The organism is Cellulomonas triticagri (assembly GCF_003696205.1).
In the GTDB taxonomy this organism is placed as follows: Bacteria; Actinomycetota; Actinomycetes; order Actinomycetales; family Cellulomonadaceae; genus Cellulomonas; species Cellulomonas triticagri.
On record NZ_RFFI01000064.1, the window covers coordinates 1 to 25763 of the forward strand.

General features: G+C 75.4%; 25 protein-coding genes. 5 read left to right on the forward strand and 20 right to left on the reverse strand.

The window, feature by feature from the left end; all coding sequences use genetic code 11:
* Positions 1-1204, reverse strand: a 1204-nt coding sequence (locus tag EBM89_RS12130; RefSeq protein ID WP_233571702.1) for an MFS transporter, incomplete at its 3' end; no start/stop codon positions are given.
* A gap of 112 nt (positions 1205-1316) precedes the next feature.
* Here EBM89_RS12130 and EBM89_RS12135 point away from each other — a divergent pair.
* The 3 genes from EBM89_RS12135 (at position 1317) to EBM89_RS12145 (ending at position 3362) form a co-directional block, all read left to right on the forward strand.
* Positions 1317-1982, forward strand: coding sequence for a hypothetical protein (locus EBM89_RS12135; RefSeq protein ID WP_233571703.1), 666 nt, complete (start codon positions 1317-1319; stop codon positions 1980-1982).
* Positions 1979-2716, forward strand: coding sequence for a S1C family serine protease (locus tag EBM89_RS12140; protein ID WP_233571704.1), 738 nt, complete (start codon positions 1979-1981; stop codon positions 2714-2716). The genes EBM89_RS12135 and EBM89_RS12140 overlap by 4 nt, the downstream gene beginning before the upstream one ends.
* Positions 2717-2840: 124 nt before the next feature.
* Positions 2841-3362: a hypothetical protein gene (locus EBM89_RS12145; RefSeq protein WP_122149690.1), complete on the forward strand. Its 522-nt coding sequence runs from the start codon at positions 2841-2843 to the stop codon at positions 3360-3362.
* A gap of 1 nt (position 3363) precedes the next feature.
* Here the strand turns inward: EBM89_RS12145 and EBM89_RS12150 are convergent, their stop codons facing one another.
* From EBM89_RS12150 to EBM89_RS12175, 6 genes are read right to left on the reverse strand one after another with little or no spacing between them, the layout of a single operon-like run.
* The gene (locus EBM89_RS12150; RefSeq protein WP_122149691.1) at positions 3364-4149 is read right to left on the reverse strand and encodes an SseB family protein; all 786 of its coding nucleotides are present in this window, start codon (positions 4147-4149) and stop codon (positions 3364-3366) included.
* A complete protein-coding gene (priA, locus tag EBM89_RS12155; RefSeq protein WP_122149692.1) occupies positions 4146-4886 on the reverse strand; it encodes a bifunctional 1-(5-phosphoribosyl)-5-((5-phosphoribosylamino)methylideneamino)imidazole-4-carboxamide isomerase/phosphoribosylanthranilate isomerase PriA in 741 nt (246 codons plus the stop codon). Before priA ends, EBM89_RS12150 begins: the two co-directional genes overlap by 4 nt.
* 57 nt (positions 4887-4943) lie before the next feature.
* Positions 4944-5591 (reverse strand): imidazole glycerol phosphate synthase subunit HisH, encoded by a 648-nt coding sequence (gene hisH, locus EBM89_RS12160; RefSeq protein ID WP_122149693.1) that lies wholly within the window; start codon positions 5589-5591, stop codon positions 4944-4946.
* A gap of 58 nt (positions 5592-5649) precedes the next feature.
* Entirely contained in the window at positions 5650-6270 is a 621-nt protein-coding gene (locus EBM89_RS12165) for a hypothetical protein (RefSeq protein WP_122149694.1), read from the reverse strand.
* On the reverse strand, positions 6267-6881 hold the full coding sequence (gene hisB / locus EBM89_RS12170) for an imidazoleglycerol-phosphate dehydratase HisB (RefSeq protein ID WP_122149695.1): 615 nt from the start codon (positions 6879-6881) through the stop codon (positions 6267-6269). The genes EBM89_RS12165 and hisB overlap by 4 nt, the downstream gene beginning before the upstream one ends.
* A complete protein-coding gene (locus tag EBM89_RS12175) occupies positions 6878-8014 on the reverse strand; it encodes a histidinol-phosphate transaminase (RefSeq protein WP_122149696.1) in 1137 nt (378 codons plus the stop codon). Before EBM89_RS12175 ends, hisB begins: the two co-directional genes overlap by 4 nt.
* Positions 8015-8285: 271 nt before the next feature.
* Here EBM89_RS12175 and EBM89_RS12180 point away from each other — a divergent pair, with 271 nt between their 5' ends.
* Positions 8286-10463 (forward strand): RecQ family ATP-dependent DNA helicase, encoded by a 2178-nt coding sequence (locus tag EBM89_RS12180; RefSeq protein ID WP_122149697.1) that lies wholly within the window; start codon positions 8286-8288, stop codon positions 10461-10463.
* A 118-nt stretch (positions 10464-10581) separates the two neighbouring features.
* Here the strand turns inward: EBM89_RS12180 and hisD are convergent, their stop codons facing one another.
* Positions 10582-11904 carry a histidinol dehydrogenase gene (gene hisD / locus EBM89_RS12185; protein WP_122149698.1) on the reverse strand — a complete coding sequence of 441 codons (1323 nt, stop codon included), beginning with the start codon at positions 11902-11904 and terminating at the stop codon, positions 10582-10584.
* 99 nt (positions 11905-12003) lie between these two features.
* Here hisD and EBM89_RS12190 point away from each other — a divergent pair, with 99 nt between their 5' ends.
* On the forward strand, positions 12004-12225 hold the full coding sequence (locus tag EBM89_RS12190) for an RNA-binding S4 domain-containing protein (RefSeq protein WP_122149699.1): 222 nt from the start codon (positions 12004-12006) through the stop codon (positions 12223-12225).
* Positions 12226-12299: 74 nt separating this feature from the next.
* Here the strand turns inward: EBM89_RS12190 and EBM89_RS12195 are convergent, their stop codons facing one another.
* The 12 genes from EBM89_RS12195 to murC form a co-directional block, all read right to left on the reverse strand.
* Positions 12300-12947, reverse strand: coding sequence for an SRPBCC family protein (locus EBM89_RS12195; RefSeq protein ID WP_233571705.1), 648 nt, complete (start codon positions 12945-12947; stop codon positions 12300-12302).
* Between the two features lie 47 nt (positions 12948-12994).
* The gene (dnaE, locus tag EBM89_RS12200; protein ID WP_122149700.1) at positions 12995-16567 is read right to left on the reverse strand and encodes a DNA polymerase III subunit alpha; all 3573 of its coding nucleotides are present in this window, start codon (positions 16565-16567) and stop codon (positions 12995-12997) included.
* A 110-nt stretch (positions 16568-16677) separates the two neighbouring features.
* The gene (locus EBM89_RS12205; RefSeq protein WP_122149701.1) at positions 16678-17613 is read right to left on the reverse strand and encodes an RluA family pseudouridine synthase; all 936 of its coding nucleotides are present in this window, start codon (positions 17611-17613) and stop codon (positions 16678-16680) included.
* Complete coding sequence (locus EBM89_RS12210; protein ID WP_122149702.1) at positions 17606-18271, reverse strand: signal peptidase II; 666 nt, start codon at positions 18269-18271, stop codon at positions 17606-17608. Before EBM89_RS12210 ends, EBM89_RS12205 begins: the two co-directional genes overlap by 8 nt.
* Before the next feature lie 116 nt (positions 18272-18387).
* Entirely contained in the window at positions 18388-18846 is a 459-nt protein-coding gene (locus EBM89_RS12215) for a TraR/DksA family transcriptional regulator (RefSeq protein ID WP_122149703.1), read from the reverse strand.
* Between the two features lie 146 nt (positions 18847-18992).
* Positions 18993-19652 carry a DivIVA domain-containing protein gene (locus EBM89_RS12220; protein WP_122149704.1) on the reverse strand — a complete coding sequence of 220 codons (660 nt, stop codon included), beginning with the start codon at positions 19650-19652 and terminating at the stop codon, positions 18993-18995.
* 169 nt (positions 19653-19821) lie between these two features.
* On the reverse strand, positions 19822-20112 hold the full coding sequence (locus EBM89_RS12225) for a YggT family protein (RefSeq protein WP_122149705.1): 291 nt from the start codon (positions 20110-20112) through the stop codon (positions 19822-19824).
* A gap of 17 nt (positions 20113-20129) precedes the next feature.
* Entirely contained in the window at positions 20130-20618 is a 489-nt protein-coding gene (locus tag EBM89_RS12230; RefSeq protein ID WP_122149709.1) for a cell division protein SepF, read from the reverse strand.
* A 124-nt stretch (positions 20619-20742) separates the two neighbouring features.
* Positions 20743-21558 carry a peptidoglycan editing factor PgeF gene (pgeF, locus tag EBM89_RS12235; protein WP_369408650.1) on the reverse strand — a complete coding sequence of 272 codons (816 nt, stop codon included), beginning with the start codon at positions 21556-21558 and terminating at the stop codon, positions 20743-20745.
* Positions 21559-21568: 10 nt separating this feature from the next.
* Entirely contained in the window at positions 21569-22795 is a 1227-nt protein-coding gene (gene ftsZ / locus EBM89_RS12240) for a cell division protein FtsZ (protein ID WP_122149706.1), read from the reverse strand.
* Positions 22796-22954: 159 nt separating this feature from the next.
* A complete protein-coding gene (locus EBM89_RS12245; protein ID WP_233571706.1) occupies positions 22955-24019 on the reverse strand; it encodes a cell division protein FtsQ/DivIB in 1065 nt (354 codons plus the stop codon).
* Between the two features lie 59 nt (positions 24020-24078).
* Positions 24079-25707 (reverse strand): UDP-N-acetylmuramate--L-alanine ligase, encoded by a 1629-nt coding sequence (murC, locus tag EBM89_RS12250; RefSeq protein ID WP_122149712.1) that lies wholly within the window; start codon positions 25705-25707, stop codon positions 24079-24081.
* Positions 25708-25763: the final 56 nt, after the last annotated feature.

A 25763-nucleotide genomic window follows, 5' to 3' on the forward strand; every position in this document is an offset into this window, starting at 1 on the left:
GCCCGCCGCCGACGGCGGCTGACGCGGCCCGTCCGCCCGAGCGGCGGCGCACCGCCGCCAGCACCGCGAGGCCGAGCACGGCGAGCAGCAGCCCGACACCGCCGGCCGCCGCGAATCCCCCGCCCGGGCCGACGCCGTCGATCACGGCCCCGACGACGGGCGCCCCGAGGGCGGCGCCGACGGTGTTCGCGGTGCCGGACCAGCCCATGACCTCACCGCGACGGTGCTCCGGAACCATCCGGACGAGCGAGGCGTTGATGGCCGACAGCGCCGCGGCGCAGGGCAGGCCCGCGACCACGACGGCCACGGCGAGCTGCAGCTGGGTCTGCGCGAGCGCGGCGGGCAGCGTGGCCGCGCCGAGCAGGGCCACGAGGGCCAGCGGGTGCAGCTCGCGCTTCTGGGCGCCGTAGACGAGCCCGCCGACGACGGAGCCGGCGCACCACAGCGCGATCATCCAGCCGACCGCGGACTCGCGGTCCCAGCCCTCCAGCGCGGCGACGATGCCGACGTCGGTGCCGTTGAGGATCAGCGCGGCCGCGGACGCGGCCGCGAGCACGACGAGCAGGCCCGGCGTGATGAGGCGGGGACGGCGCCCCGACGGCTCCGGGACGGCCGTCGCGCCCGCGGACCGGGTCGGCGGGTTGAACCACATCAGGAGCAGACCCGCGAGGACGGTCGAGGCGCCGACGAGGGTGAGGGCGGCGGCCGTGGACACCTGGGTCGCGACGAGCACACCCACGGTCGGCGCGAGCATGAAGGTCATCTCCGTGCCCACGGAGTCCAGCGCGTACGCGGTGCGCTGCTGCTCGGCCGGGACCAGGACGGCGAGCGACTGCCGCACCACCGAGAACACCGGGACGAGGAAGACACCCGCGACGACCGCCGCGACGAGCAGCGCCTCGTAGCCCAGCCGCGGCGCGATCAACCACACCGCCGACTCGACGACCACCGAGGGCAGCAGCGCCCGCCGCAGCCCCAGCCGGTCCACCCGGCGCCCGCGCCACGGCGAGCCGATCGCCACGCCCACCGTCATCGCCGCGGCCACCAGCCCGGCGCGCGCGTAGCCGAGCCCGAGCGGACCCACGACGTGCAGCGTGAGCACGACACCGGTCATGGCGTGCGGGATGCGCGCGACGAAGGCCACGAGGACGAGCGGGAGGACACCGGGCAGCCGCAGCAGGCGGGCGTAGGGGGCGAGGGGCACCGGAGGATTCTCCACCGCCCGGACCTCGCCCGAGGACGTCGATGGGCCGTCCGGGGTGTGCCGCGACGGTGATCTTGCGCACGCCCCGGACGCGCGACCGTATGGTGGTGCCGTGACGTCGACGACCGGGCCGCACGACCCGATCGGCCCCGGGGGGCCGGGCGGGCCCTCGGCGTGGCCCGGTGGCGCGCCCACCACCACGCACCCCGGGCCCCCTCCGGGACCCCACGCGCACCTCGCTCCCCCGCCCGCGCCCCGGCACCGGCGGCGCCCGTGGGCGGTGATCGCCCTGTCGGTGCTGCTGGTGCTGGTCACGGCGCTGGCGTCGTACCTGTGGGTGCGGACCGTGCGGTACGAGGAGTACGCCGCCGACGTGCTCGGCCAGGGCCGGGAGATCGGCACCGAGCTCGCGACGCTGCGCGCCCAGCACGAGGGGACGCTGTCCGAGCTGGACGCGGTGAACGAGCAGCTGACGACCGCGCAGGACCGGATCACGCAGCTCGCGGACGAGAAGGCGCAGGTCGGCGACGACCGCGAGGTGCAGCGGCAGCTCGTCGACTACCAGGCGCGCATCTCGCAGGCGTCCGCGAACGTCGCGTCCGCGCTGTCCACCTGCATCGACGCGCAGAACCAGCTCATCGCCTACCTGGAGGACGCGGCCGCCTACGACCCGACCGACCTCCAGCGGTTCAAGGACGACGTCCGCGAGGTGTGCGCCGCCGCGACCGCCGCGAACACCGAGCTGCAGCGGCAGCTGACCGCCGGGGCCACCGGGTGACCCGCGGCGCCACCCGCGCCCTCGTCGGCGCCGGGGTGGTCGCCCTGCTGCTCACCGGCTGCGGCGTCCTGCCCGAGATGCCCCCGCCCGCGCCCACGGACCTCGTGCCCTCGACCGCCCCGGTCGCGACGCCCGCGTCGTCCGGGAACCTGTCTCCCGACGGGTTCGACGCGGCGCAGCGGATGGCCGTCCGGATCCGCAACGTGGGGTGCAACTCGCTGTCGACGGGGTCGGGGTTCGCGATCGACGAGTCGACGCTGATCACGAACCGGCACGTCGTCGCGGACTCCGCGGACCTGCAGCTCAGCACCTACGACGGCCGGGACGTCGCGGTGACCGCGTCGTCCACGGCCGCGCTCGCCGACCTCGCGGTGGTCCGCACCGCCGACGCGCTGCCGTCGGCGCCGGGCCTCGCCGACGCGGACCCGGGCCCCGGGGACGAGGTCACCGTCGTCGGGTACCCGCAGGGCGGCGCGCTGACGGTCACCAGCGGCCAGGTCATCGGCGCGACGACCGACCCGCTCAACGAGAACCTCGGCCAGGTGCTCGTCACCAACGCGGAGGTCGAGCCCGGCAGCTCCGGCTCGGCCGTCCTCGACGCCGAGGGGCGCGTGGTCGGGGTCGTGTACGCGAAGAACTCCACCGGGCAGAGCTTCGTCGTCCCGGTGAGCACGCTGCGGCAGCTGCTGGCCGACGACACGGCGTTCACCGCCAGCACCTCCTGCGCGGGCTGAGCCGATCCCGCCGGCCGACCCTCGACGTGGCGCACCGCGCGTGCCACGGTGGGAGGCAGGCCGCCCGACCCGACCGGACCCCGGACCAGGTCACGCGGCACCCGCACCGACGCAGGAGGTCACCGTGCCCGACGAGTCCCGCCCCGACCTGGCCGCGCTGACCCGCGCGGCGAGCGAGGCCCTGTCCGTGCGCCGCGTGTTCGGCGAGCCCTACGAGGTCGACGGGACGCTCGTCGTCCCCGTGGGGAAGGTGATCGGGTCGTACGGCCTCGCCGCGGCGGCCGGGGGTGCCCGGCTCGGCCTGCGGCGCGGCCAGCACCACGACCCCGACGCCCCGGCCGACGAGACGTCCGCCGACGACGCGGCGCCCGAGGCCCCCGCGCCGCCGCACGCGCCCTGGCACGGTCACGGGCACGGGCCGTTCGGCGGTGCGCGTCCCGCGGGCCGGGGCACCGGGCAGGCGGACTCCGGCGGGTACGCGGTGCGGGTCAAGCCGCTGGGGGTCTACGTGGTCCCCCCGGACGGCAAGGCGTCCTGGCAGCCGGCGCTGGACCTGAACCGGGTCATCCTCGGCGGGCAGGCCGTCGGCGCCGTGGTCGGCGTCGCGCTGGCGCTCGCCCTCGCGCTGACCCGGCGCCGCCGCTGACTCAGCCCAGCCGGACCTCGACCGAGTCGACCCGCTGCGCGACGACCTCGTCGGCCGCCAGCGCCGCGCCGACCCGCTGCAGGACGGCGTCCAGCGCGGCCCGGTCGAGGCCCGGCACCAACGTGAGGGCCACGGCGACCTCGGCGCGGTCGCCGGGCACGGCGTCCACGTCGACCAGCACGGGGGCCGGGCGCGGGCGCCGGAGCAACCGGCGCGGCGCGGGGTCGGCGACCAGGACGCCCGCGAGCGCGTCCTGCACCGTCGCCCGGACGGCCGACCGCACGTCCGGCGCCACCTGACCGCCGTCGACCGCGGGCTGCCAGGCGCGCTGCTGCGCCAGCGCCCACACGGCGGGGCGGGGCAGCAGCACGGTCACGGGACCGCCCGGGTCGAGGACGAGCAGCTCCCAGCCCTCGTCCACCGCGGACAGCGCGGCCCGGACGACCTCGGTCGGCACCGGGCGGGCGTCGGCGCGCCACGCCGTCATCGCCGCCACCGAGGAGAACACCGGCAGGGCCGTGCGACCGTCCGGGGCCTGCAGGGCCACGATGCCCGCCGACGCCTCCTTGTCGACGGTGTGCGCGTGCCCGCCGACCTCGACCGTCTCCGCGACCTCGAGCTCGGCCAGGACGGGCACGAGCACCCGGGTGCCGGCCAGCGCCGCCACGACCGCACCGGGGCTGCCCGTCCCGGCACCGAGCGCGGACAGCGCGGCGGCGACCCCCGGGTCCGCGCTGCCGTCGTCCCCCGCGAACGCGGAGGTCGGCGGCAGCTCCCGCCCGGTCACGGGCGCCCGGCGACGTCCAGGGCCTCGGGCAGCGTGAACGCACCCGCGTACAGCGCCTTGCCGACGATCGCGCCCTCGACGCCCTCGCCGGTGAGCGCGCGCAGGGCCCGCAGGTCGTCGAGCGAGGAGATGCCACCGGAGGCCACGACCGGGGCGTCCGTGCGGGAGCAGACCTCGCGCAGGAGGTCGACGTTCGGGCCGCGCAGGGTGCCGTCCTTGGTCACGTCGGTGACCACGTAGCGGGAGCAGCCGGCCGCGTCCAGGCGGGCCAGCACCTCCCAGAGGTCGCCACCCTCGCGGGTCCAGCCGCGGGCCGCGAGCGTCGTGCCGCGCACGTCGAGTCCGACCGCGATGGCGTCGCCGTGCCGCGCGATCGCGTCGGCGGTCCACTCCGGGTCCTCCAGCGCGGCGGTGCCGAGGTTGACCCGCGTCGCGCCGGTCGCGAGGGCGCGCTCCAGGGACGCGTCGTCGCGGATGCCGCCGGACAGCTCGACCTTGACGCCCTTGCCGGAGAGCACCTGCGCGACGTCGGCGAGCAGCGGGGCGTTGGACCCGCGCCCGAACGCCGCGTCGAGGTCGACCAGGTGGATCCACTCCGCGCCGCCCGCGTGCCAGTCCAGGGCGGCGGCCAGCGGGTCGCCGTACGACGTCTCCGACCCGGCCTCCCCCTGGACCAGGCGGACGGCCTGGCCGTCGGCGACGTCGACGGCGGGCAGGAGCTGCAGGCGCTCGGACATGGGACTCCTCGTCGGGGTGACGACCCGGGCGGGTCGTGGGTGTGCGGTGGAGCGGGCTCAGCTCAGGGAGCCGACCCAGTTCTCCAGCAGGTGGGCACCGGCGTCGCCGGACTTCTCGGGGTGGAACTGCGTGGCCGACAGCGGCCCGTTCTCCACGGCGGCGACGAACCGCCCGCCGTGGTCGGCCCACGTCACCATCGGCGGGGCCATGCGCTCGGGGTCGGCGGTGTCGGACAGCGGGAACGCGCGCGCCGCGTACGAGTGCACGAAGTAGAACCGCTCGTCCTCGACGCCCGCGAACAGCCGCGTGCCCTCGGGGGCGTCGACCGTGGACCAGCCCATGTGCGGCACGACCTCGGCCTCGAGGCGGTCCACGACGCCGGGCCACTCCCCCAGGCCGTCGGTCTGCACGCCGTGCTCGTCGCCGCGGTCGAACATGACCTGCATGCCGACGCAGATGCCGAGCACGGGGCGACCGCCGGCGAGCCGCCGGTCGACCAGCTGCTCGCCGCGCACGCCGCGCAGGCCCGCCATCACCGCAGCGAACGCCCCGACGCCGGGGACGACCAGGCCGTCCGCCTCGGCGGCGAGCCGGGGGTCGGCGGTCAGCTCGACGGCCGCACCCACCCGCTCCAGGGCGCGCACGGCCGAGCGGACGTTGCCGAATCCGTAGTCCAGGACGACGACACGAGGCTGGCTGAGCACCCGACCAGGTTAACGGCCCGCGGACGCACCGGCGCCGCCGCGTCCGGCGGGCGGACCGTCAGTCCTTGCGGCGCCGCCCGCCGGACAGCGCGCGCATGGCCGCCCAGCGCGACATGCCGACGCTCGTCTCGACGCCGTCGACCTCGGCGGCGGGCGTCCCGCCGACCAGCACGTCCTCCAGCACCGACGGTGCACCGGAGAGCACCAGCCCGGCCGCGAGGTCGTCCTCGCGCTCCCCCGCCGACCAGCGGCTCGCCGCGATCCGACCGCCGCGGCGGTCCAGCAGGATCACCGGGGACCCGCGCAGCATGCGGGACAGCGCCTCCGCGGCCCGCGCGGTGGTCGCCGCGTCGGTCGTGTCGCGGAGCACCGCGAGCGCCCCGACCGGCGACGGGACGGCGTCCACGTCGACCCCGGCCAGGGAGCACGCCGCCGCCAGGGCCTTCGCCCCGGCGACCTGGGTCACGACGACGGCGACCACGGGCTCCGGCGGCTCACCGGCGGCGCCTGCGGCGTCGAGGCCGGACAGGTCGTCGGGGACGTCGAAGGCCGCGTCCTCGGCGGGCGCCGCCGCGGGCGGCTCCGGCGTGGACCCGGTCAGGTCGTCCAGCGAGGAGAGGTCGTCGGGGACCTCGAAGCCGAGGTCGTCGGGGCGGTCGTCCCCGGGGGTCGTGCTCACAGGGCGCCCTTCGTGCTCGGGATGCCGTCGACCCGCGGGTCCAGCGCGACCGCGGCGCGCAGGGCGCGGGCCAGCGCCTTGAACTGCGCCTCCACGATGTGGTGCGGGTCCCGGCCCGCCAGCACGCGCACGTGCATGCCGAACGCCGCGTGGTGCGCCACCGACTCCAGCACGTGCCGGGTCAGCGAGCCCGTGAAGTGCCCGCCGATCAGGTGGTACTCCTGGCCCTCCGGCTCCCCCGAGTGCACCAGGTACGGGCGGCCGGACACGTCCACGACGGCCTGCGCCAGCGCCTCGTCCAGGGGCACCGTGGCGTCGCCGAACCGCGCGATGCCGCGCTTGTCGCCCAGCGCCTCCCGCAGCGCCTCGCCCAGGCAGATCGCCACGTCCTCGACGGTGTGGTGCGCGTCGATGTGCGTGTCGCCCGTCGCCGTGACCGTCAGGTCGATCAGCGAGTGCTTGCCCAGCGCCGTCAGCATGTGGTCGTAGAACGGCACCGACGTGCTGATCTGCGTGCGGCCCGTCCCGTCGAGGTCGACCTCGACGACGACGCTCGACTCGCTCGTCGTCCGCTCGACCCGCGCCGTGCGCCCACCGGTCGTCGTGCTCAAATCCCCAGCACCTCCCACAGCGCGGCGGTGAACGCCGCGGTCTCCTCCGGGGTGCCGACCGACACCCGGAGCCATCCTTCCGGACCCACCTCGCGGATGAGCACGCCCCGGTGCAGCAGACCCTGCCAGATCTCGTGGCGCCCCTCACCCACCTGGAACAGCACGAAGTTCGCGTCGGACTCCGCCACCCGGATCCCCCGGTCGCGCAGGTCCAGCACGAGCTGGTCCCGCTCGTCCCGCAGGGAGCCGACCTGGGCCATGAGCTCCGGGGCGTGCGCGAGCGCCGCCCGGGCCACCGCCTGCGTCACCGCCGACAGGTGGTACGGCAGCCGCACCACCCGCAGGGCGTCCACCAGGTCCCGCGACGCGGCGAGGTAGCCCACGCGGGCTCCGGCCAGGCCGAACGCCTTCGACATCGTCCGGCTCACCGCCAGGTGCGGGTGGTCCGCCAGCAGCGTCAGCGCCGACTCCACGCCCTCACGACGGAACTCCGCGTACGCCTCGTCGACCACGACCACGCACCCGCCCGGCACCTGCGCGGCGGCGTCCAGCACCTCGCGCACGGTGCTCAGGTCCAGGGCCGTGCCCGTCGGGTTGTTCGGGCTGGTCAGCAGCACGACCGACGGCGCCTCGCGCGCGATCAGAGCCCGGGCCTGCGCGGGGTCGACGTCGAAGGAGTCCGTGCGCCGACCCGCGACCCAGCGGGTGTGCGTGTCGCGGGCGTACTCCGGGTACATCGAGTACGTCGGCGCGAACGACAGCGCGGTGCGACCCGGACCGCCGAACGCCTGCAGCACGTGCAGCATGACCTCGTTCGAGCCGTTGGCCGCCCACACCTGCTCCGGCGCGACCCGCACGCCCGACTCCACCGCGAGGTAGTCCGCCAGGTCGCCGCGCAGGCCCAGGAACTCGCGGTCCGGGTACCGGTTCAGGCCGCGCGCGGCCCCAGCCACCGCCGCGGCGACGTCGGCGACGACGGCCTCGGACGGCGGGTACGGGTTCTCGTTGACGTTCAGCAGCACCGGCACGTCGAGCTGCGGGGCGCCGTACGGCACGTCACCGGCGAGCTCGGGGCGCAGCGGCAGGACACCGGCGGGGGCCGGGGCGGCGGCGACGGGGTCGGGGGCGGTCACGGGGGCGATCGTATCCGCGCGGGCGCGCAGGACGCCCCGGCGTCTCGCGACGGGCTCGGGCGCGGTGGCGCGCGCCGAGGTCGGGCGGGGGCCGCGCGGCGAGGTCGGGGGAACCGGACGAGGTCGGCGGAACGGTTGTCCCGACCTCGCGCCGTTCCCCCGACCTCGTGCGGGGACGACGGGCGCGGGCGACGGGCACGGGCGGGGCGGTGTGGGGCGGGGCGGGCTGGGGCGGGGCGGGTGTGGGTGGCGGCGGCTAGGGTCGACGACGATGAGCACCGCGACGCCCGCACCCTCGGCCACCGACCGCTCCGCGCTGCGCGAGGAGGCCGAGGCCGTGCTCCGGCGCCTGGTCGGGCGGGACGACGCGCGGCTGCGCGACGACCAGTGGCGGGCGATCGACGCGCTCGTCTCCGACCACCGCCGGGCCCTCGTCGTGCAGCGCACCGGGTGGGGCAAGTCCGCGGTGTACTTCGTCGCGACCGCCCTGCTGCGGGCGCGCGGTGCCGGGCCGACCGTGCTGGTCTCGCCGCTGCTCGCGCTCATGCGCAACCAGGTGGCCTCCGCGCAGCGCGCCGGGGTCCGGGCCGCGACGCTGAACTCCGCGAACGTCACCGAGTGGGACGAGGTGCACGAGCGCATCGCGGCAGGAGACGTCGACGTGCTGCTCGTCTCCCCCGAGCGCCTGACCCACCCGGCGTTCCGCGACGAGGTGCTGCCGCGGCTCGCGGCGGACGCGGGGCTGGTCGTCATCGACGAGGCGCACTGCATCTCCGACTGGGGGCACGACTTCCGCCCCGACTACCGGCGGATCCGCACGCTGCTGGCCGAGCTGCCCGACGGCATCCCCGTGCTCGCGACCACCGCCACGGCGAACGCCCGGGTGACGGCCGACGTCGCCGAGCAGCTCGGCACCGCCGTCCGGGACGACGTCCTCGTGCTCCGCGGCCCGCTCGACCGGTCCAGCCTCGACCTGTCCGTCGTGCGGCTCCCCGACACCGCGGGCCAGCTCGCGTGGCTCGCGCAGAACCTCCCCGCGCTCGACGGGTCCGGCATCGTCTACTGCCTGACGATCGCCGCCGCGCAGCAGGTCACCGAGCACCTGCGCGGCGCCGGGCTCGACGTGCGGACCTACACCGGGCAGACCGACCCCGCCGAGCGCGAGGTCGCCGAGGCCGACCTGCTGGGCAACCGCGTCAAGGCGCTGGTCGCGACGTCGGCCCTGGGCATGGGGTTCGACAAGCCGGACCTCGGGTTCGTCGTCCACGTCGGCGCACCGTCCTCCCCGATCGCCTACTACCAGCAGGTCGGCCGCGCCGGACGCGCCGCCGAGGCCGTGGGCGGGCGCGCGGTGGCGGTGCTGCTGCCCGGGCGCGAGGACCGGACGATCTGGGAGTGGTTCGCCTCGACGGCGTTCCCGCCGGAGGACGACGTGCACGCCGCGCTGCGCGCCCTCGGCGCCTCCGGCACGCTGTCGACCGCCGCGCTGGAGACGCACGTCTCGCTGCGCCGGTCCCGGCTGGAGCAGATGCTCAAGGTCCTCGACGTCGACGGCGCCGTCCGGCGGGTGCGTGGCGGCTGGGAGGCCACCGGGGCGCCGTGGGCGTACGACGCCGAGCGGTACGACCGCGTCACCGCGACCCGGCGCGCGGAGCAGCAGCTCATGGTCGACTACGTCACCGGCGAGGGCTGCCGCATGGCCCACCTGCGCCGCGCGCTGGACGACCCCGAGCTCGCCGGACCGGACGGCGCGGGCTGGCGGTGCGGCCGCTGCGACCGGTGCACCGGCGCGGCGTTCGGCACGACGCCCGACGAGGCGCACGTCGCCGGGGCGCAGGCGCTGCTCACCACCGCCGGGACCGCCGTCGACCCCCGGCGGCAGTGGCCGTCCGGCATGGCGACGCTCGGCATCGACCTGTCCGGGCGGATCGCGGAGAACGAGCGCGCGGCACCGGGCCGGGCGGTCGCGCGCCTCGACTCGGTCGGCTGGGGCGGGCTGCTGCGCGACCTGTTCGGCACCGAGGCCGACCCCGCCGCGGGGCTGCCGGTCGCGCTGCGCGACCCGGTGCTCGCCACCCTCGACGCCTGGCAGCCCGAGCAGCGACCCGAGGGCGTCGTCCTCGTCCGGTCCGCGACCCGGCCCGCGCTGGTCGAGCACCTCGCGCAGGGCGTCGCCCGGCACCTCGGGCTGCCGCTCATCGGGGCGCTCGCGCCACGGCCCGACCACCCGCCGACCCGGCACGACGTCAACTCCGCGCACCGGCTCGCCGCCGTCGCGCGACGGCTCGAGCTGGACCTCGCGCCCGCCGCCGCGTCCGGGCTGCCGGGGCGGACCGTGCTGCTCGTGGACGACCGCACCGACTCCGGGTGGACGCTCACCGTCGGCGCGCGCCTGCTCCGGCAGGCCGGAGCGGCGGCGGTGCTGCCGTTCGTGCTCGGCGTGGGCTGACACGCAGGGCCACCGGAGCCGCGACCACGGCCCCGCGCGGGGCGACCGACGGCACGGCCGACACCAGCGCCGGCCGGGCACCGGCCCGGACGCCCACCGCCACGGCGAGCGGCGTGGGTCAGAAGCGGGCGCTGACCGCCTCGCCGTGCGCGGGCAGGCCCTCGGCGTCCGCGAGGGCGACGATCTTGCCCGCGACCTCGCGCAGCGCGTCGGCGTCGTACTCCACGACCTGCACGGCCCGCACGAAGGCGTGCACCCCGAGCCCGGAGGAGAAGTGCGCGCACCCGCCCGTCGGCAGCACGTGGTTGGACCCGGCCATGTAGTCGCCGAGGGAGACCGGCGAGTACGGCCCGACGAAGATCGCCCCGGCGCTGGTCACGCGCTCGGCGACGGCGGCGGCGTCGGCGGTCTGGATCTCCAGGTGCTCGGCCCCGTAGGCGTTGACGACGTCGAGCCCCGCGTCCAGGTCGTCGACCAGGACGATCGCGGACTGCGGGCCGGACAGGGCCTGCGCGACGCGCTCGGCGTGCCGGGTGGCCTGCACGCGGTCGACGAGCTTGGACTCGACGGCCCCGGCGAGCTCGACGGACGTGGTCACGAGCACCGACGCGGCAAGCGGGTCGTGCTCGGCCTGCGACACGAGGTCCGCCGCGACGTGGTCGGGGTCGGCGGTGGCGTCGGCGAGCACGGCGATCTCGGTGGGTCCCGCTTCCGCGTCGATGCCGACCGCGCCGCGCACCAGACGCTTCGCGGCGGCGACGTAGACGTTGCCGGGGCCGGTGATGACGTCGACCGGCTCGCACAGGACGGAGCCGTCGACCTCCTCGGAGCCGTCGGCGCCGTACGCGAGCATCGCGACGGCCTGCGCCCCGCCGACCGCGTAGACCTCGTCCACGCCGAGCAGCGCGCAGGTCGCGAGCACGACGGCGTCGGGCAGCCCGCCGTTGTCGCGCTGCGGGGGCGAGGTGACCGCCAGAGACCCGACGCCCGCCTCCTGGGCGGCGACGACGTTCATGATCACCGACGAGGGGTAGACGGCGAGGCCACCGGGGACGTACAGGCCCACACGGCGCACCGGGATCCACCGCTGGCGCACCTGGGCGCCCGGCGCGACCTGCACCGTGTGCCCGACCGGCCGCTGCGAGGCGTGCACCGCCCGCACGCGGCGGATGGTCTCCTCCAGCGCGGCACGCACCGCCGGGTCGAGGACGGCGACCGACTGCGCGATGGCGTCGGCGGGGACCCGCAGGTGCGCGGGCCGGACCCCGTCGAACCGCTCGGCGAGGTCCCGCAGGGCAGCAGCACCCCGGGACCGGACGTCGGCGAGGATCGGCTCGACCGCCGCGGTGGCGGACTCCACGTCCAGCTCGGGACGCGGCAGGGTCTCGAGGAGGTCACGGCGGGACAGACGGCGACCGCGCAGGTCGATGCGGGAGATCACCCGTCCGATTCTAGGCGCGCCCACCCGCACCCGACGCGCGCGTCCACAGGCCGGGTCCGCCGGCTCGGCGGCGACGGCGCGTCCTGGCAGGATGGTGCCGTGCCCACCACGGTCCCCATCTCCGACGACTCGATCCGCCTCGGCCAGTTCCTCAAGCTCGCCGGGCTGGCGGATTCCGGCGCCGACGCCCGCGCGCTCATCGAGGAGGGCGAGGTCACCGTCAACGGGGAGCCCGAGCTGCGGCGCGGACGCCAGCTCCGCAAGGGCGACGTGGTCGCGGTGGACGACCCGCGCGGGTCGAACTCCGCCGAGGTCGGCTGACCCACCGCAGCGTCACTCCTCCGAGGTCTGCTCCCCCGGGGGCCACGCGCCGACAGACGTCCCGTGCGGCCCGATCAGCGGCTCGCGGCGTCCCGGTAGCGCGGCAGCCACGACGCGAACAGCGCGTCCCACTCCCGCACCTCCCGACCGGCGAGGTGGTCGTCCAGCCGGTCGAGCGACGTGTGCCACCCGGCCCCGTACCCGACGGCCTGGCCGTCGCCGAGGCCGGCGTGCCGGAGCACCAGGAACGCGCCCGGGCCGCCGGCACCGGGGTCGTGCGGTCCCGGGCCGTCAGCACCCCGGAAGCTTGCACCGGCGTCCTCAGCACCGAGGCCGTCGGCGACCTCGGCAGGCTCCACCCGGATCTCGACGGCGCTCGTCTCCTCGCCCGGGAACTCCCACCCGACGGCGTAGCCGTGCGGCGGGTCGCAGGACAGCACGGTGCCGGTGGCGTTCTGGTCGCTGCCGGGCTCGTCGGCGCCCATGCGCACCTCGTACCGAGCCCCGACGGCGAGCGTGCCGTGCACGGGCCCCATCCAGGCGGCGAGCCGGTCGGGGTCGGTGACGGCCGCCCAGAGGTCGGCGGAGGGCACGGGGTACCGGCGCCGGAACGTCACGGACGCGGCCGCGCCGGCCGTGCCCGTCCCGGGCAGGTCGGTCCCGGGCAGGTCGGTTCCGAGCAGCACGGTGCCGAGCGGCACGGTCCTCGACGGTTCGGTCACGGCACTGCCCCTCGTTCGTCCTGCCGGTGCGTCCCCGGCCGGTCCGGTCAGACCGGGACCGGTGACGCCGACGCCTGGATGCACCCCGGTCCGAGCAGCGCCTTGAGGTCCCCGTACAGCGCGGGCGTCTTCTCGACGCGCAGCGCCTCCCCGGCGCGCAGGACGGTGGTCCGCCCGCCGGGTCGGGTGATCCGCAGGTGCAGCTCGGTGATGCCCGGGTGCGTGCTGATGACCTCGCGCAGCCGCTCGACGACCGGCGGGATGCACCGCGACTCCGACAGGGTGACGACGACCGGCGAGTCCGCGACGGCGGACAGGTCGGGCAGCGACACCTCCATCGCCTGCAGCTGCATGGCGTCGTCGCGGCGCCGGACGCGTCCGCGCACGACGATGACGGCGTCCTCGGCGAGCACGGTGGAGTACGCGAGGTACGTCTCGCCGAAGAACATGATCTCGACGGAGCCCTCCATGTCCTCCAGCGTGACGGCGGCCCACGGGTTGCCCTGCTTGGACATCTTGCGCTGCAGCGACGTGACGAGGCCGGAGACGACGACGGTCGACCCGTCGGGGCGGGCCTCGTCGGCGTTGAGCGTGGCGATGGAGACGTCGGCGGCGGCGGAGAGCACGTGCTCGAGGCCGGACAGCGGGTGGTCGGAGACGTACAGGCCGAGCATCTCGCGCTCGAACTGCAGCCGCTGCTTCTTGTCCCAGTCCGGCACGTCGGGCACCTGGACGGAGAACCCGGGGCCGTCGTCGCCCGCGAGGTCGGCGAACAGGTCGAACTGCCCGGTCGCCTCCTTGCGCTTGACGCCGATGACGGACTCGACGGCCTGCTCGTGCACGAGCAGCAGGGCGCGGCGGGCGTGACCGAGGGAGTCGAACGCGCCGGACTTGATGAGCGACTCGATGGTCCGCTTGTTGCAGACGACGGCGGGCACCTTGTCGAGGAAGTCGGTGAACGACGTGAAGTCGCCCTTCTCCTCGCGGGTGCGGACGATCGCCTCGACCACGTTCGCGCCGACGTTGCGGACGGCGGTGAGGCCGAACCGGATGTCGTCGCCGACGGCGGTGAACAGCGCGGACGAGGAGTTCACGTCCGGCGGCAGCACGGTGATGCCCATGCGGCGGCACTCGCCGAGGTACAGCGCGGACTTGTCCTTGTCGTCGCCGACGGAGGTGAGCAGGCCCGCCATGTACTCGGTCGGGTAGTTCGCCTTGAGGTAGGCGGTCCAGTAGGAGACGACGCCGTACCCGGCGGAGTGCGCCTTGTTGAAGGCGTACCCGGCGAACGGGACCAGCACGTCCCAGACGGCCTTGATGGAGGCCGCGGAGTACCCGCGCTCCTTCATGCCGGCCTCGAAGGGGACGAACTCCTTGTCGAGGATCTCCTTCTTCTTCTTGCCCATCGCGCGACGCAGCAGGTCGGCCTGGCCGAGCGAGTACCCGGCGAGCACCTGCGCGGCCTTCTGCACCTGCTCCTGGTACACGATGAGGCCGTAGGTGCCGTCGAGGACCTCCGCCAGGGGCTCCTCGAGCTCCGGGTGGATCGGCGTGTTCGGCTGCAGGCCGTTCTTGCGCAGCGCGTAGTTGGTGTGCGAGTTCATGCCCATCGGACCGGGCCGGTACAGGGCGATGACGGCGGAGATGTCCTCGAAGTTGTCGGGGCGCATCTGGCGCAGCAGGGACCGCATGGGCCCGCCGTCGAGCTGGAACACGCCGAGGGTGTCGCCCCGGCCGAGCAGCTCGTAGGTGGGCTTGTCGTCGAGCTCGATGTCGTCGAGCTCGATCGGGTCCTTGCCGTTCATGACGATGTTGCGCAGCGCGTCGTCGAGGATCGTGAGGTTGCGCAGCCCGAGGAAGTCCATCTTGATCAGGCCGAGGCCCTCGGACGTCGGGTAGTCGAACTGGGTGATGACGGCGCCGTCCTGCGGCCGCTTCATGATCGGGATGATGTCGATCAGCGGCTCGCTGGACATGATGACGCCGGCCGCGTGCACGCCCCACTGGCGCTTGAGGTTCTCCAGGCCGCGCGCGGTCTCCAGGACGCGCTGCGCCTCGGGGTCGGCGGCGACGACCTGGCGGAACTCCTCGGCCTCGGCGTACCGGGGGTGCTCGGGGTCGTACATGCCGGACAGCGGGATGTCCTTGCCCATGACGGCGGGCGGCATCGCCTTGGTGAGCTTCTCCCCCATCGCGAACGGGAAGCCCAGCACGCGCGAGGAGTCCTTGAGGGCCTGCTTGGCCTTGATCGTGCCGTAGGTGACGATCTGCGCGACCCGGTCGTCGCCGTACTTCTCGGTGACGTACCGGATGACCTCACCGCGCCGACGCTCGTCGAAGTCGACGTCGACGTCGGGCCAGGAGACGCGCTCGGGGTTGAGGAACCGCTCGAAGATGAGCCCGTGCCGCAGCGGGTCGAGCTCGGTGATGCCCATCGCGTACGACGCCATCGACCCGGCTGCGGAACCACGGCCGGGTCCGACGCGGATGCCCTGGTCCTTGGCCCACTGGATGAAGTCGGCGACGACGAGGAAGTAGCCGGAGAACCCGAGCGAGACGATGACCTCGGTCTCGTACTCCGCCTGCTTGCGGACGTCGTCGGGGACCTGGCCCTTGTACCGGCGCTGCAGCCCGGCCTCGACCTCCTTGACGAACCAGGAGTTCTCGTCCTCGCCGTCCGGGACGGGGAACCGGGGCATGTAGTTGGCGCCGGTCGGGAACTCGACCTCGCACCGCTCCGCGATGAGCAGGGTGTTGTCGCACGCCTCGGGCAGCTCGGCCCAGGTGCGGCGCATCTCGGCCGCGGACTTCACGTAGTAGCCGTCACCGCCGAACGCGAACCGGGAGCCGCCCTGGTCGTAGGTGGGCTCGTCCAGCGTCGACCCGGACTGCACGGCGAGCAGCACCTCGTGCGCGTGCGCGTCGTCCTTGGTCGTGTAGTGCAGGTCGTTCGTCGCGACCAGCGGCGCGCCGATCTGCTCGGCGAGCCGGATGAGGTCCTTGATGGTGCGGCGCTCGATCTCGAGCCCGTGGTCCATCACCTCGACGAAGAAGTTCTCCTTGCCGAAGATGTCCTGCAGCTCGCCCGCGGCGCGCACGGCCTCGTCCCAGTGGCCCAGCCGCAGCCGGGTCTGCACCTCGCTGGACGGGCAGCCGGACGTCGCGATGAGCCCGTCGCTGTACGTCTGCAGCAGCTCGCGGTCCATGCGCGGCCACTTGCCCATCTGCCCGTCGAGGGACGCCAGCGACCCCATGCGGAACAGGTTGTGCATGCCCTGCGTCGTGCGGGACAGCAGCGTCATGTGCGTGTACGCACCGCGGGCGGAGACGTCGTCGGACGCCTGGTGCGACTCGCCCCAGCGCACGCGCGTCTGGTCGAACCGGCTGGTGCCCGGCGTGACGTACGCCTCGACGCCGATGATCGGCTTGATCCCGGCCTTCTTGGCCTGGGAGTAGAAGTCGAACGCGCCGAACAGGTAGCCGTGGTCCGTGATCGCCATGGCGGTCTGGTCGAGCCGCTTGGCCTCCGCGAGCATCTCGCCCACCCGGGCCGCACCGTCGAGCATCGAGTACTCGGAGTGCACGTGGAGGTGGACGAAACCCGGGTCCGACGAAGCCATGCGCGCCATCCTAGGACGCCGCTCCGACACATCCGGCACGCCCCGCGGGGCGGACCGCGAACGTCACACCGTGCGCCCCGCCGGCCCCGCCGGAGCGGTACCGAGACGCGCTAGCGGTACCCGTCGCGCAACGTCTCCAGGGCCCGGGCGAGGTCAGCCGGGTACTCGCTGGACACCTCGAGCCGCCGCCCGTCGGCGGGGTGCGCGAAGCCCAGGCGCATGGCGTGCAGCCACTGCCGGCTCAGCCCGACCCGCTCGGCGAGCGCGGGGTCCGCGCCGTAGGTGAGGTCCCCGACGAGCGGGTGCCGCAGCGCGGACATGTGCACGCGGATCTGGTGCGTGCGCCCGGTCTCCAGGTGGATCTCCGCCAGGGACGCGGCGGGCAGCATCTCGAGCACCTCGTAGTGCGTGACCGAGGGCTTGCCGTCCGCGACGACGGCGAACTTCCAGTCCGAGCCCGGGTGCCGCCCGATGGGCGCGTCGATGGTGCCGGTGGTGGGGTCGGGGTGCCCCTGGGCGAGCGCGTGGTAGATCTTGTCGACCGTGCGCTCCTTGAAGGCGCGCTTGAGCTCGGTGTAGGCGTGCTCGCTCTTGGCGACGACCATGAGGCCCGAGGTGCCGACGTCGAGCCGGTGCACGACGCCCTGCCGCTCGGCGGCGCCCGACGTCGAGATCCGGTACCCGCGGGACGCGAGGACGCCGACCACGGTCGGGCCGGTCCACCCCGGCGAGGGGTGCGCGGCGACGCCGACGGGCTTGTCCACGACCACGAGGTCGTCGTCCTCGTACGCGACCCGCAGCGCGGGGACGTCGTCCTCGGACGAGATGGGCCGCACGGGCTCGGGGGCGGGCATCTCGACCTCGAGCCACGACTCGGGGAGCAGGCGCGCGGACTTGCCGACGGCGACGCCGTCGACGCGCACGTACCCGCCCTCGGCGAGCTCGGCGGCCCGGGTGCGGGACAGGCCGAGCATCCGGGACAGGGCGGCGTCGACGCGCTCCCCCGCCAGGGCGTCCGGGACGGGCAAGGTGCGGACGTCAGCCATCGCGGCGCGCCCCGTCCGCCGCGCCGTCGGCCTCGGCCTCGGCCTCGGCGTCCTCGGCCGGGTCGTCGGCGCCCTCGCGGGTGCCGTCGAGGCGGACGCCGCGCAGCGACAGGATCATCAGCAGCCCGGCCGCGACCACGATGGCGATGTCCGCGACGTTGCCCACGAACCAGTCCGCGTAGGCGATGAAGTCGATGACGTGCCCGCGTGCGAAGCCGGGGTCGCGGATCAGCCGGTCGGTGAGGTTGCCGAGCGCACCACCGAGCAGCAGGCCGAGCGCGAGCGCCCACCCGCGCGAGCCGAGGCGCCGGGACACCCGCACGATCACGACGACGACCACGACGGCGACGAGCGTGAGCAGCCAGGTGGTGCCGGTCGCGAGCCCGAGCGCCGCCCCGGGGTTGAACAGCAGCTGGATCCCGAGCAGGTCCCCCAGCACCGGGTGCCGCACGCCCTCGTCCAGCGTGGCGAGCGCCCACGCCTTGGTGGCCTGGTCGAGCACGAGCGTCACCGCCGCGAGGACGACGAGGAACGTGACGAGCCGGCGGCGCGGGTTCGCGCTCGTGCCCGCCGCAGCGGCGGCGTCGGTCGGGACGGTGGCGGTGGGCTCCTCGGCGGGACGCGGGGCGTCGGGCACGGGGCCGGGGGTGTCGGACATCGCGCAGGAGTCTACGCAGCGCACCCGGTGCCCCGGGCACGGCGCACCGCCCCGCGACGCACGACGACCCCCGGCGGTGCTCCCACCGGGGGTCGTCGGACGTCAGCCGTGCGCGGTCAGCGGCGCTCCTCGCGCTGCTTGCACGCGACGCACAGGGTCGCCCGCGGGAACGCCTGCACGCGGGCCTTGCCGATGGCCTCGCCGCAGGAGTCGCAGCGCCCGAACGTGCCCGCGTCGATGCGCGCGAGCGCCCGGTTGGTCTGGGCGAGCATGTCGCGGGTGTTGTTCACGAGGGTGAGCTCGTGCTCGCGCTCCAGGGCGCTGGAGCCGGAGTCCGCCTGGTCGTCGCCCGCCCCGTCGCCGGAGTTGCGCAGCAGGTCCGACAGGCCCTCGTCGGCGGCGGCGAGCTCGGCGGTGAGCCGGTCGACCTCGGCGACGAGGCCGGAGGCGATCTCGAGCACCTCGGCGTCGGTCCAGGGGTCCTCCCCGGCCCGCACCGGGAACCGGTTGGCCGCGTCCGTCAGGTCGGGGAGCGCGCGGGGGGCCGGCGCGCTGAGCGAGTCGTTGATGGCCACGGTGGTCCTCTTTCCCTCAGATGAGTCCGCAGAGACTAACGTGCCCGGACCCACCACGCACAACACACCACGCCCGACGGTGCGGGCGTGGTGTGCTGCGGGTGACGGTGGCGCGCCCGGCGGAGCGGTGCGTCAGTGCGCCGGGGTCAGGGCGTGGCGCCCTGGGCGCGCTGCGGGAGCGCGCTGGCCCGGTTGTCGAGGTCCCCGAGCAGGTTCTCGAGGTAGCTCTTGAGGCGGGTGCGGTAGTCGCGCTCGAAGACGCGCAGCTCGTCGATCTTGCGCTCGAGGATCGAACGCTCCTGCTCGAGCTCGCTGAGCGTGCGGGCCGACGTCTCCTCGGCCTCGCGGACGATGCGCTGCGCCTGGCCCTTGGCCTCGTTGACGATGCGGTCGCCCTCCTCCTGGCCGCTGCGCACGTAGTCGTCGTGCAGCTTCTGGGCCAGGGCGAGCATGCCGGTCGCGGACTCGGGCTCGCTCTGCCGCTGCGGCGCGACGGGCGCGCTGGCCACGGGAGCGGGCGCCGGGGCGGCGGCGGGCACCGGGGCGGGTGCGGGAGCCGGGGCGGGCTTCTCGGCCTCGGGCTTCGGCGCCGCGGCGGCCTGGGCCCCCTGGCGGCTGAGCTCGGCGATGCGGCGCTCCGCCGCGGCGAGCTTGCTCTTGAGGTCCTCGTTCTCGCCCTGCGTCTCCCGGAGGGTGTTCACGACCTCGTCGAGGAAGTCGTCGACCTCGTCCTGGTCGTACCCCTCGCGGAACTTCGTCGCCTGGAACTTCTTGTTCAGGACGTCGTCTGCTGTCAGCAGTGCCATCGTCGTCACCTCTTCGGTCGTACTGGGTCGAGCCGGTGGCAGTCCGCCGACCACCTCGGGCCACCGTAGCGGACATTCCGGTTTGTGCACGCGACCCGCGCGGCGTTGCCGTCACCCGGTTCTGCGTAGGGACACCGGCACCGCGTCGTCGTGCGGTGCCGGGTGGTGCTCATGTCGCGAGAGCCCCGAGCAGGGAGATCAGGAACGAGCAGCCGAGCATCAGCACCAGGAACGCCAGGTCGAGGCGGATGGAGCCGAGGGTCAGCGGCGGGATCACGCGGCGCAGGGCCCGTAGCGGCGGGTCCGTCACCGAGTACGTGATCTCCGCGACCACGAGCGCGACGCCGGTCGGGCGCCACTCGCGGGCGAAGTACTGCACCCAGTCCAGGACCAGGCGCACGAGCAGGACGAGGACGAACAGCAGGACGGCGAGCTGGAGCACGCCGAGGACGAGGTTCACGCCTCAGTCTCCCGCGGTCAGCTCTGGTTGAAGAACCCGGCGCGGGAGGCCTCGGGGGCCCGCCCGTCGCCGACGATCTCCACGGACTGCGGGGAGAGCAGGAAGACCTTGTTGGTCACGCGCTCGATCGCGCCGTGCAGGCCGAAGATCAGGCCCGCCGCGAAGTCGACCAAGCGCTTGGCGTCGGCGTCGTCCATGTCGGAGAGGTTCATGATCACCGGCGTGCCGTCGCGGAACGCCTCGCCGATCTTGCGCGCGTCGTTGTACGAGCGCGGGTGGATCGTCGTGATGCGACGGACCTCGCCCGTGGCACCGGCGGAGCGCGGCGCGGGAGCCGCGACGCGCTCGACGGGCGGGGCCGTGCGGTGCAGCGGCGTCACCTCGGCCTCGTAGTCCTGTCCCACGGTCGCCTCCGGCTCGTCGTACTCGTCGACGTACTGCTCGTGCTCGCCACGGTCGTCGGCAAGCCCGAGGTACAGCATGGTCTTGCGCAGCGCTCCGGCCATCGCGATCACTCCATCCCCGAAATCACATCCATGTCCTGCGTCGTCACGCTAGCAATGCGCCCAGGTGGCCCCGCGCTGCGACACGCGGCGTGTCGGAGCATTTGCAGGTGACATAACAGGCATATCAGACATTGCTGAGCGCCACGACCGCAGCAGACCTCCCGGTGGTCGTCCCGGCGCGCTGCGCGCGCCGGTGGGAGAAGAACCGCGGGTCGGTGGCGGTGCACCACCCCGTGAGCAGGACGTCCGTCACACCGGCGGCCCGGAGCACCCCCGCGACGCCCGCCGGGAGGTCCAGCCCGGGCGTCCCGTCGACGGTCGTGCAGGCGGTCCCGGGGACCGCGGCGGCGACCTCGCGCTGCAGGGCCGTCGGCACCTCGTACCGCGCGCCGGAGATCGCCGGGCCCACGGCGGCGCGCACGCGCGCCGGATCCGCACCCGCCGCGACCATGGCCGCGAGCGTGGCCTGCACCACCCCGCCGGCGAGACCGCGCCGCCCGGCGTGCGCGGCGCCGACGACACCGGCGACCGGGTCGGCGAGCAGCACGGGCACGCAGTCCGCGACCAGCACCGCCACCGCCGTGCCGGGCACGGCCGACACCAGCCCGTCGACCTCCCCCACGCTGTCCCCCGCGGCGTCACCCGTCCCGCGCACGACGTGCACGGCGGCGCCGTGCACCTGCGTCGCCCAGGCGACGGGCGCCCCGGCCCACGCCGCGACGCGCGCGCGGTTCTCCCGCACGCGGTCGGGGTCGTCGCCGACGAGCAGCCCGAGGTCGAGCGAGTCCCACGGCGCGGGGCTGACCCCGCCGTCCCGGGTGGTGAATCCCGCCCGGACGCCGGGGCCGAGGTCGACGCCCAGCACGGACGCCGACGGCCGGCCGCCCCGGACCGCCGCGGAGGGCGGGTCGGGGCGCGCCGGCCGGTCGGGCAGCGTCACCGCGCGGGCGTCACTTGAGGAAGTCGGGGACGTCCAGGTCGTCGTCCTTGCGGCGCGCGACCTCCTCCTCGAAGATCCGCGGGACCTCGAGCTGGCTGGTGCCCGCGCTCTCCGGGGTGAGGAACGCCGGGACGTCGGACGGCTGCTCGGCGTCCGGGTTCACCGGGCGGGGCGGGACGACGGCGTGCGCGGCCGTGGTCGTCGGCACCGCGGCCGACGGCGGGATCGCGGCGGGCGCGCGACCCGCGGCGACCTGGCCGAGGCCCCGGCCGTCGCGGCGCGCCTGCGGGGCACCGCCGTCGAACCCGGCGGCGATGACGGTGACCCGCACCTCGTCGCCGAGCGCGTCGTCGATGACCGCGCCGAAGATGATGTTCGCCTCGGCGTGCGCGGCCTCCTGGACGAGGCGCGCGGCCTCGTTGATCTCGAACAGGCCGAGGTCGGAACCACCCTGGATGGACAGCAGGACGCCGTGCGCGCCGTCGATGCTGGCCTCGAGCAGCGGCGAGGAGATCGCGAGCTCGGCGGCCTGCACGGCGCGGTCCTCGCCGCGCGCGGAGCCGATGCCCATGAGCGCGGAGCCCGCGCCCTGCATGACGGACTTCACGTCGGCGAAGTCGAGGTTGATCAGGCCCGGGGTGGTGATGAGGTCCGTGATGCCCTGGACACCGGACAGCAGCACCTGGTCCGCCGAGCGGAACGCGTCGAGCACGGACACCGAGCGGTCCGAGATCGAGAGCAGGCGGTCGTTCGGGATGACGATGAGGGTGTCGACCTCGTCGCGCAGCGCCTCGATGCCGGAGTCGGCCTGGACGGTGCGACGCCGACCCTCGAAGGTGAACGGCCGGGTGACGACGCCGATGGTCAGGGCGCCGAGCGAGCGCGCGATCCGCGCGACGACGGGCGCGCCGCCGGTGCCGGTGCCGCCGCCCTCGCCGGCGGTGACGAAGACCATGTCGGCGCCGCGCAGGACGTCCTCGATCTCCTCCGCGTGGTCCTCGGCGGCCTTCTTGCCGACCTCGGGGTCGGCGCCGGCGCCGAGTCCCCGGGTGAGCTCGCGGCCCACGTCGAGCTTGACGTCGGCGTCCGACATGAGCAGCGCCTGCGCGTCGGTGTTGATGGCGATGAACTCGACACCCTTGAGGCCGACCTCGATCATCCGGTTGACGGCGTTGACGCCGCCGCCACCGATGCCGACGACCTTGATGACCGCCAGGTAGTTCTGCGGAGCTGCCACGGTGGGTGCCTCTCGTTGCGATGTCGACGAACCTTCACCCTCAACTAGAGGGTTATAGTTATGTCAGTTCTGTCTAGACGTGACGGTATGGGTCGCGGGGCGAGCGTTCAACGACCGCGCCGCGCGTGTCGGTGCCCGCCGACGTGGCGCCGCCCACGTTCACCCCACGACCGGCATCGTCGGCGCCGAGACGTCGTAGCGGCTCGACCCCGCCGTCTCCGGTGCGGCACGCAGCGCCGAGAGCACCGCCGCCTTCAGGTCCGGCTCCTGCGCGCTCCCCCACTCGACGGTCGCCCCGTCGCGCAGGACGAAGCGCACCGTGTCCTGGGTGCCCGCCGAGACCTGGCCGATGTCCGCCAGCAGGGCGTCCGGCAGCGACTCCAGCACGCCGAGCGCCGCCGCGAGGATCCGCGCCTCGCCCACCGGGACCTCCACGACCGGCAGCCCCTCGGGCGGGGTGTCGGAACGTCCGACCTTCACGCCGTCCTGGTCCACGAGCGCGTACCCCGGCGCGGCGGCCTCGGCGTCGCCCGCCGCGGTCCCCGGCGCGCCCTCGACGACGTCCGCCGCCTCGGGCACCGCCGCCACGGGTTCGCGGGACACGAGCTGCACGGACAGCCCACGCGGCCAGTCGCGGGACAGCGTGACGTCCCGCACGCCGGGCACGTCGAGCAGCGCCGTGCGCAGCCCGGTAACGTCCAGGCGCGGGAGCGGCACGCCCGTGTGCTCGTCGACCACGGCCCGGACCTGGTCCACCGCGACGACCGTGCCCGCACCGTCCACCCGCACCTGCTCCGGGTCCAGCGCCAGCACCGGCGACAGCAGCAGCAGCCACGCGAGCGCGCCGACCACGACGACGCCGCCCACGACGCCGACGATCTGCCGCCACGCGAGCATCCGCCGGGCCCGCGCGCGCTCGGCGAACCGCGCGGCCGAGCCCTGGCTGACGACGGGCGGGCGGACCGGGAACGCGCCGGTGCGGGGCTCGAGCTCCGTGCCCGGCTCCGCCGGGGTCGCCGACCCGCGCCCCGACGTGCGCCGGGGGTCGGCCCCGGTGCGGGTGGGCGTGGCGTCGGTGGGGGCGGTCCGGGGCTTCCCCGTCGCCCGCGCGGCGGGCGTCGTGCGAGCAGCGGAGGACGGACGAGGCGTGGCCGCCGTGCGCGCGGTGCGGGGCGTGGGCGCTGTGCGGTCGTCCGTCCCCTCCGGGTCCGGCGACCCGGGCACGCCACCGCCCCGGCGCGGCGGGGCCGGTCGGGGCGCGGGAGGACGGGGGCGCTGCGGCGTCACGCGGTCCCCGTCGGGTCCTCGCGCGTCGCGTCGGGGTCGGGGTCGGTCTCCGTCATGCCACCGGTGGCCGTGCCGCCGACGGCACCGTCCGCGCCGGCGGCCGGGTCGGTCGGGGCCGCGGCCAGCGCCGCCAGCACGTCCGCCCCGAGGTGGGTGACGTCGCCCGCGCCGACGGTGAGCACGAGGTCCCCCGCACCGGCGGCGGCGGCCACGGCCAGCGCCGCGTCGTGCCGGTCGGCGACGTACCGGGCCCGGCCGGGCGTGGGGACGCGCTGCACGACGGTGTCGCCCGAGACCTCGGGGTCCGGGTCCTCGCGGGCGGCGTAGACGTCGGTGACCACGACGGTGTCGGCGAGGTCGAGCGCGGCGCCGAACTCCGCGGCGAACGTGCGGGTCCGCGAGTACAGGTGCGGCTGGAACAGCACGTGCACCCGGCCGTCGCCGACGACGCTGCGGGCGGTGCGCAGCAGGGCGGCCACCTCGGTGGGGTGGTGGGCGTAGTCGTCCACGACGCGCACGCCCGCGACGGTGCCGCGGTCCTCGAACCGGCGGCCGGTGCCGCGGAAGTCGCCGAGACCGGCGGCCACCGCGGCGGCGTCCGCCCCGACGGCCCACGCCGCGAGGTAGGCCGCGGCGGCGTTGGCGGCGTTGTGCTCGCCGGGGACGGCGAGGACGAGGTCCGCGCCGGGCACCTCGGCGGTGCGGGACGTCAGGGTCACGTGCCAGGTCCCGCCGACCGGGCGCAGCGGCCCGAGCACGAGGTCCGGGTTCCCGTCGGCGATGGCGGCGTCGGTGCCGTAGGTGAGGACGCGCACGCCGCGCCGGGTCAGGCGCTCGCGCACGGCGTCGACCAGCCGGGCGGCGCCGGGGTCGTCGACGCAGGCGACCAGCGCGCCGCCGTCGAGCACCCGGTCGGCGAACTGCTCGAACGCCGCCTCGAACGCCACGGCGGACCCGTAGTGGTCCAGGTGGTCGGGCTCGACGTTGGTGACGACGGCGACCGCCGGGGCGTACGCGAGGAACGAGCCGTCCGACTCGTCGGCCTCCGCGACGAACACCTCGCCCGCGCCCGTGCGGTAGCCCGGGGTCGCGCCGTCGGTGGTGAGCACCGTGCCGCCGATCGCGTACGACGGGTCGAGCACCTGGTCGTCCCGGCCCGCGGCGGCGAGCGCGGTCGCGACCATCGTGGACGTGGTGGTCTTGCCGTGCGCACCCGCGACGGCGATGCCGATGCGCCCGGCCATGAGGGCGGCGAGCGCGTCGGAGCGGTGCAGCACGGGCAGGCCGCGCTCGCGCGCCCGGACGAGCTCCGGGTTGGTGTCCCGGATCGCGCTCGACAGCACGACGGTGTCGACGAACTCGACGTGCGCGGCGTCGTGGCCGACGTGCACGGCGACGCCCGCGGCCCGCAGCCCGTCGAGCACGGGGCCGTCCTGGGCGTCCGAGCCGGAGACGGTGAGCCCGCGGGCGGCGAGCAGACCCGCGACGGCAGACATCCCGGCACCGCCGACGCCCACCAGGTGCACCCGGCCGAGCTCCGCGAGCCCGGCGGGCCGCGCGGTGGCGTCGTCCGCCGGGGTCGGCGGCTCGGCGCCCCCTCCCCCGGTGCTGCCGTCCGCCGGCATCTCGCCCTCGGGCGCGCCCGCGGTCCCGGGGGCGGCGTCCTCCGTCGTGGCGCTCT

Excerpts from the sequence above, each read along its gene's own strand:
- EBM89_RS12210 (WP_122149702.1), bottom strand. The coding sequence starts at position 18,271 with ATGTCCGACACCCCCGGCCCCGTGCCCGACGCCCCGCGTCCCGCCGAG.
- murC (WP_122149712.1), bottom strand. The coding sequence starts at position 25,707 with ATGCCGGCGGACGGCAGCACCGGGGGAGGGGGCGCCGAGCCGCCGACC.
- EBM89_RS12180 (WP_122149697.1), top strand. The coding sequence starts at position 8,286 with ATGAGCACCGCGACGCCCGCACCCTCGGCCACCGACCGCTCCGCGCTG.
- EBM89_RS12205 (WP_122149701.1), bottom strand. The coding sequence starts at position 17,613 with ATGGCTGACGTCCGCACCTTGCCCGTCCCGGACGCCCTGGCGGGGGAG.
- EBM89_RS12220 (WP_122149704.1), bottom strand. The coding sequence starts at position 19,652 with ATGGCACTGCTGACAGCAGACGACGTCCTGAACAAGAAGTTCCAGGCG.
- EBM89_RS12230 (WP_122149709.1), bottom strand. The coding sequence starts at position 20,618 with ATGGCCGGAGCGCTGCGCAAGACCATGCTGTACCTCGGGCTTGCCGAC.
- priA (WP_122149692.1), bottom strand. The coding sequence starts at position 4,886 with ATGTCCGAGCGCCTGCAGCTCCTGCCCGCCGTCGACGTCGCCGACGGC.
- dnaE (WP_122149700.1), bottom strand. The coding sequence starts at position 16,567 with ATGGCTTCGTCGGACCCGGGTTTCGTCCACCTCCACGTGCACTCCGAG.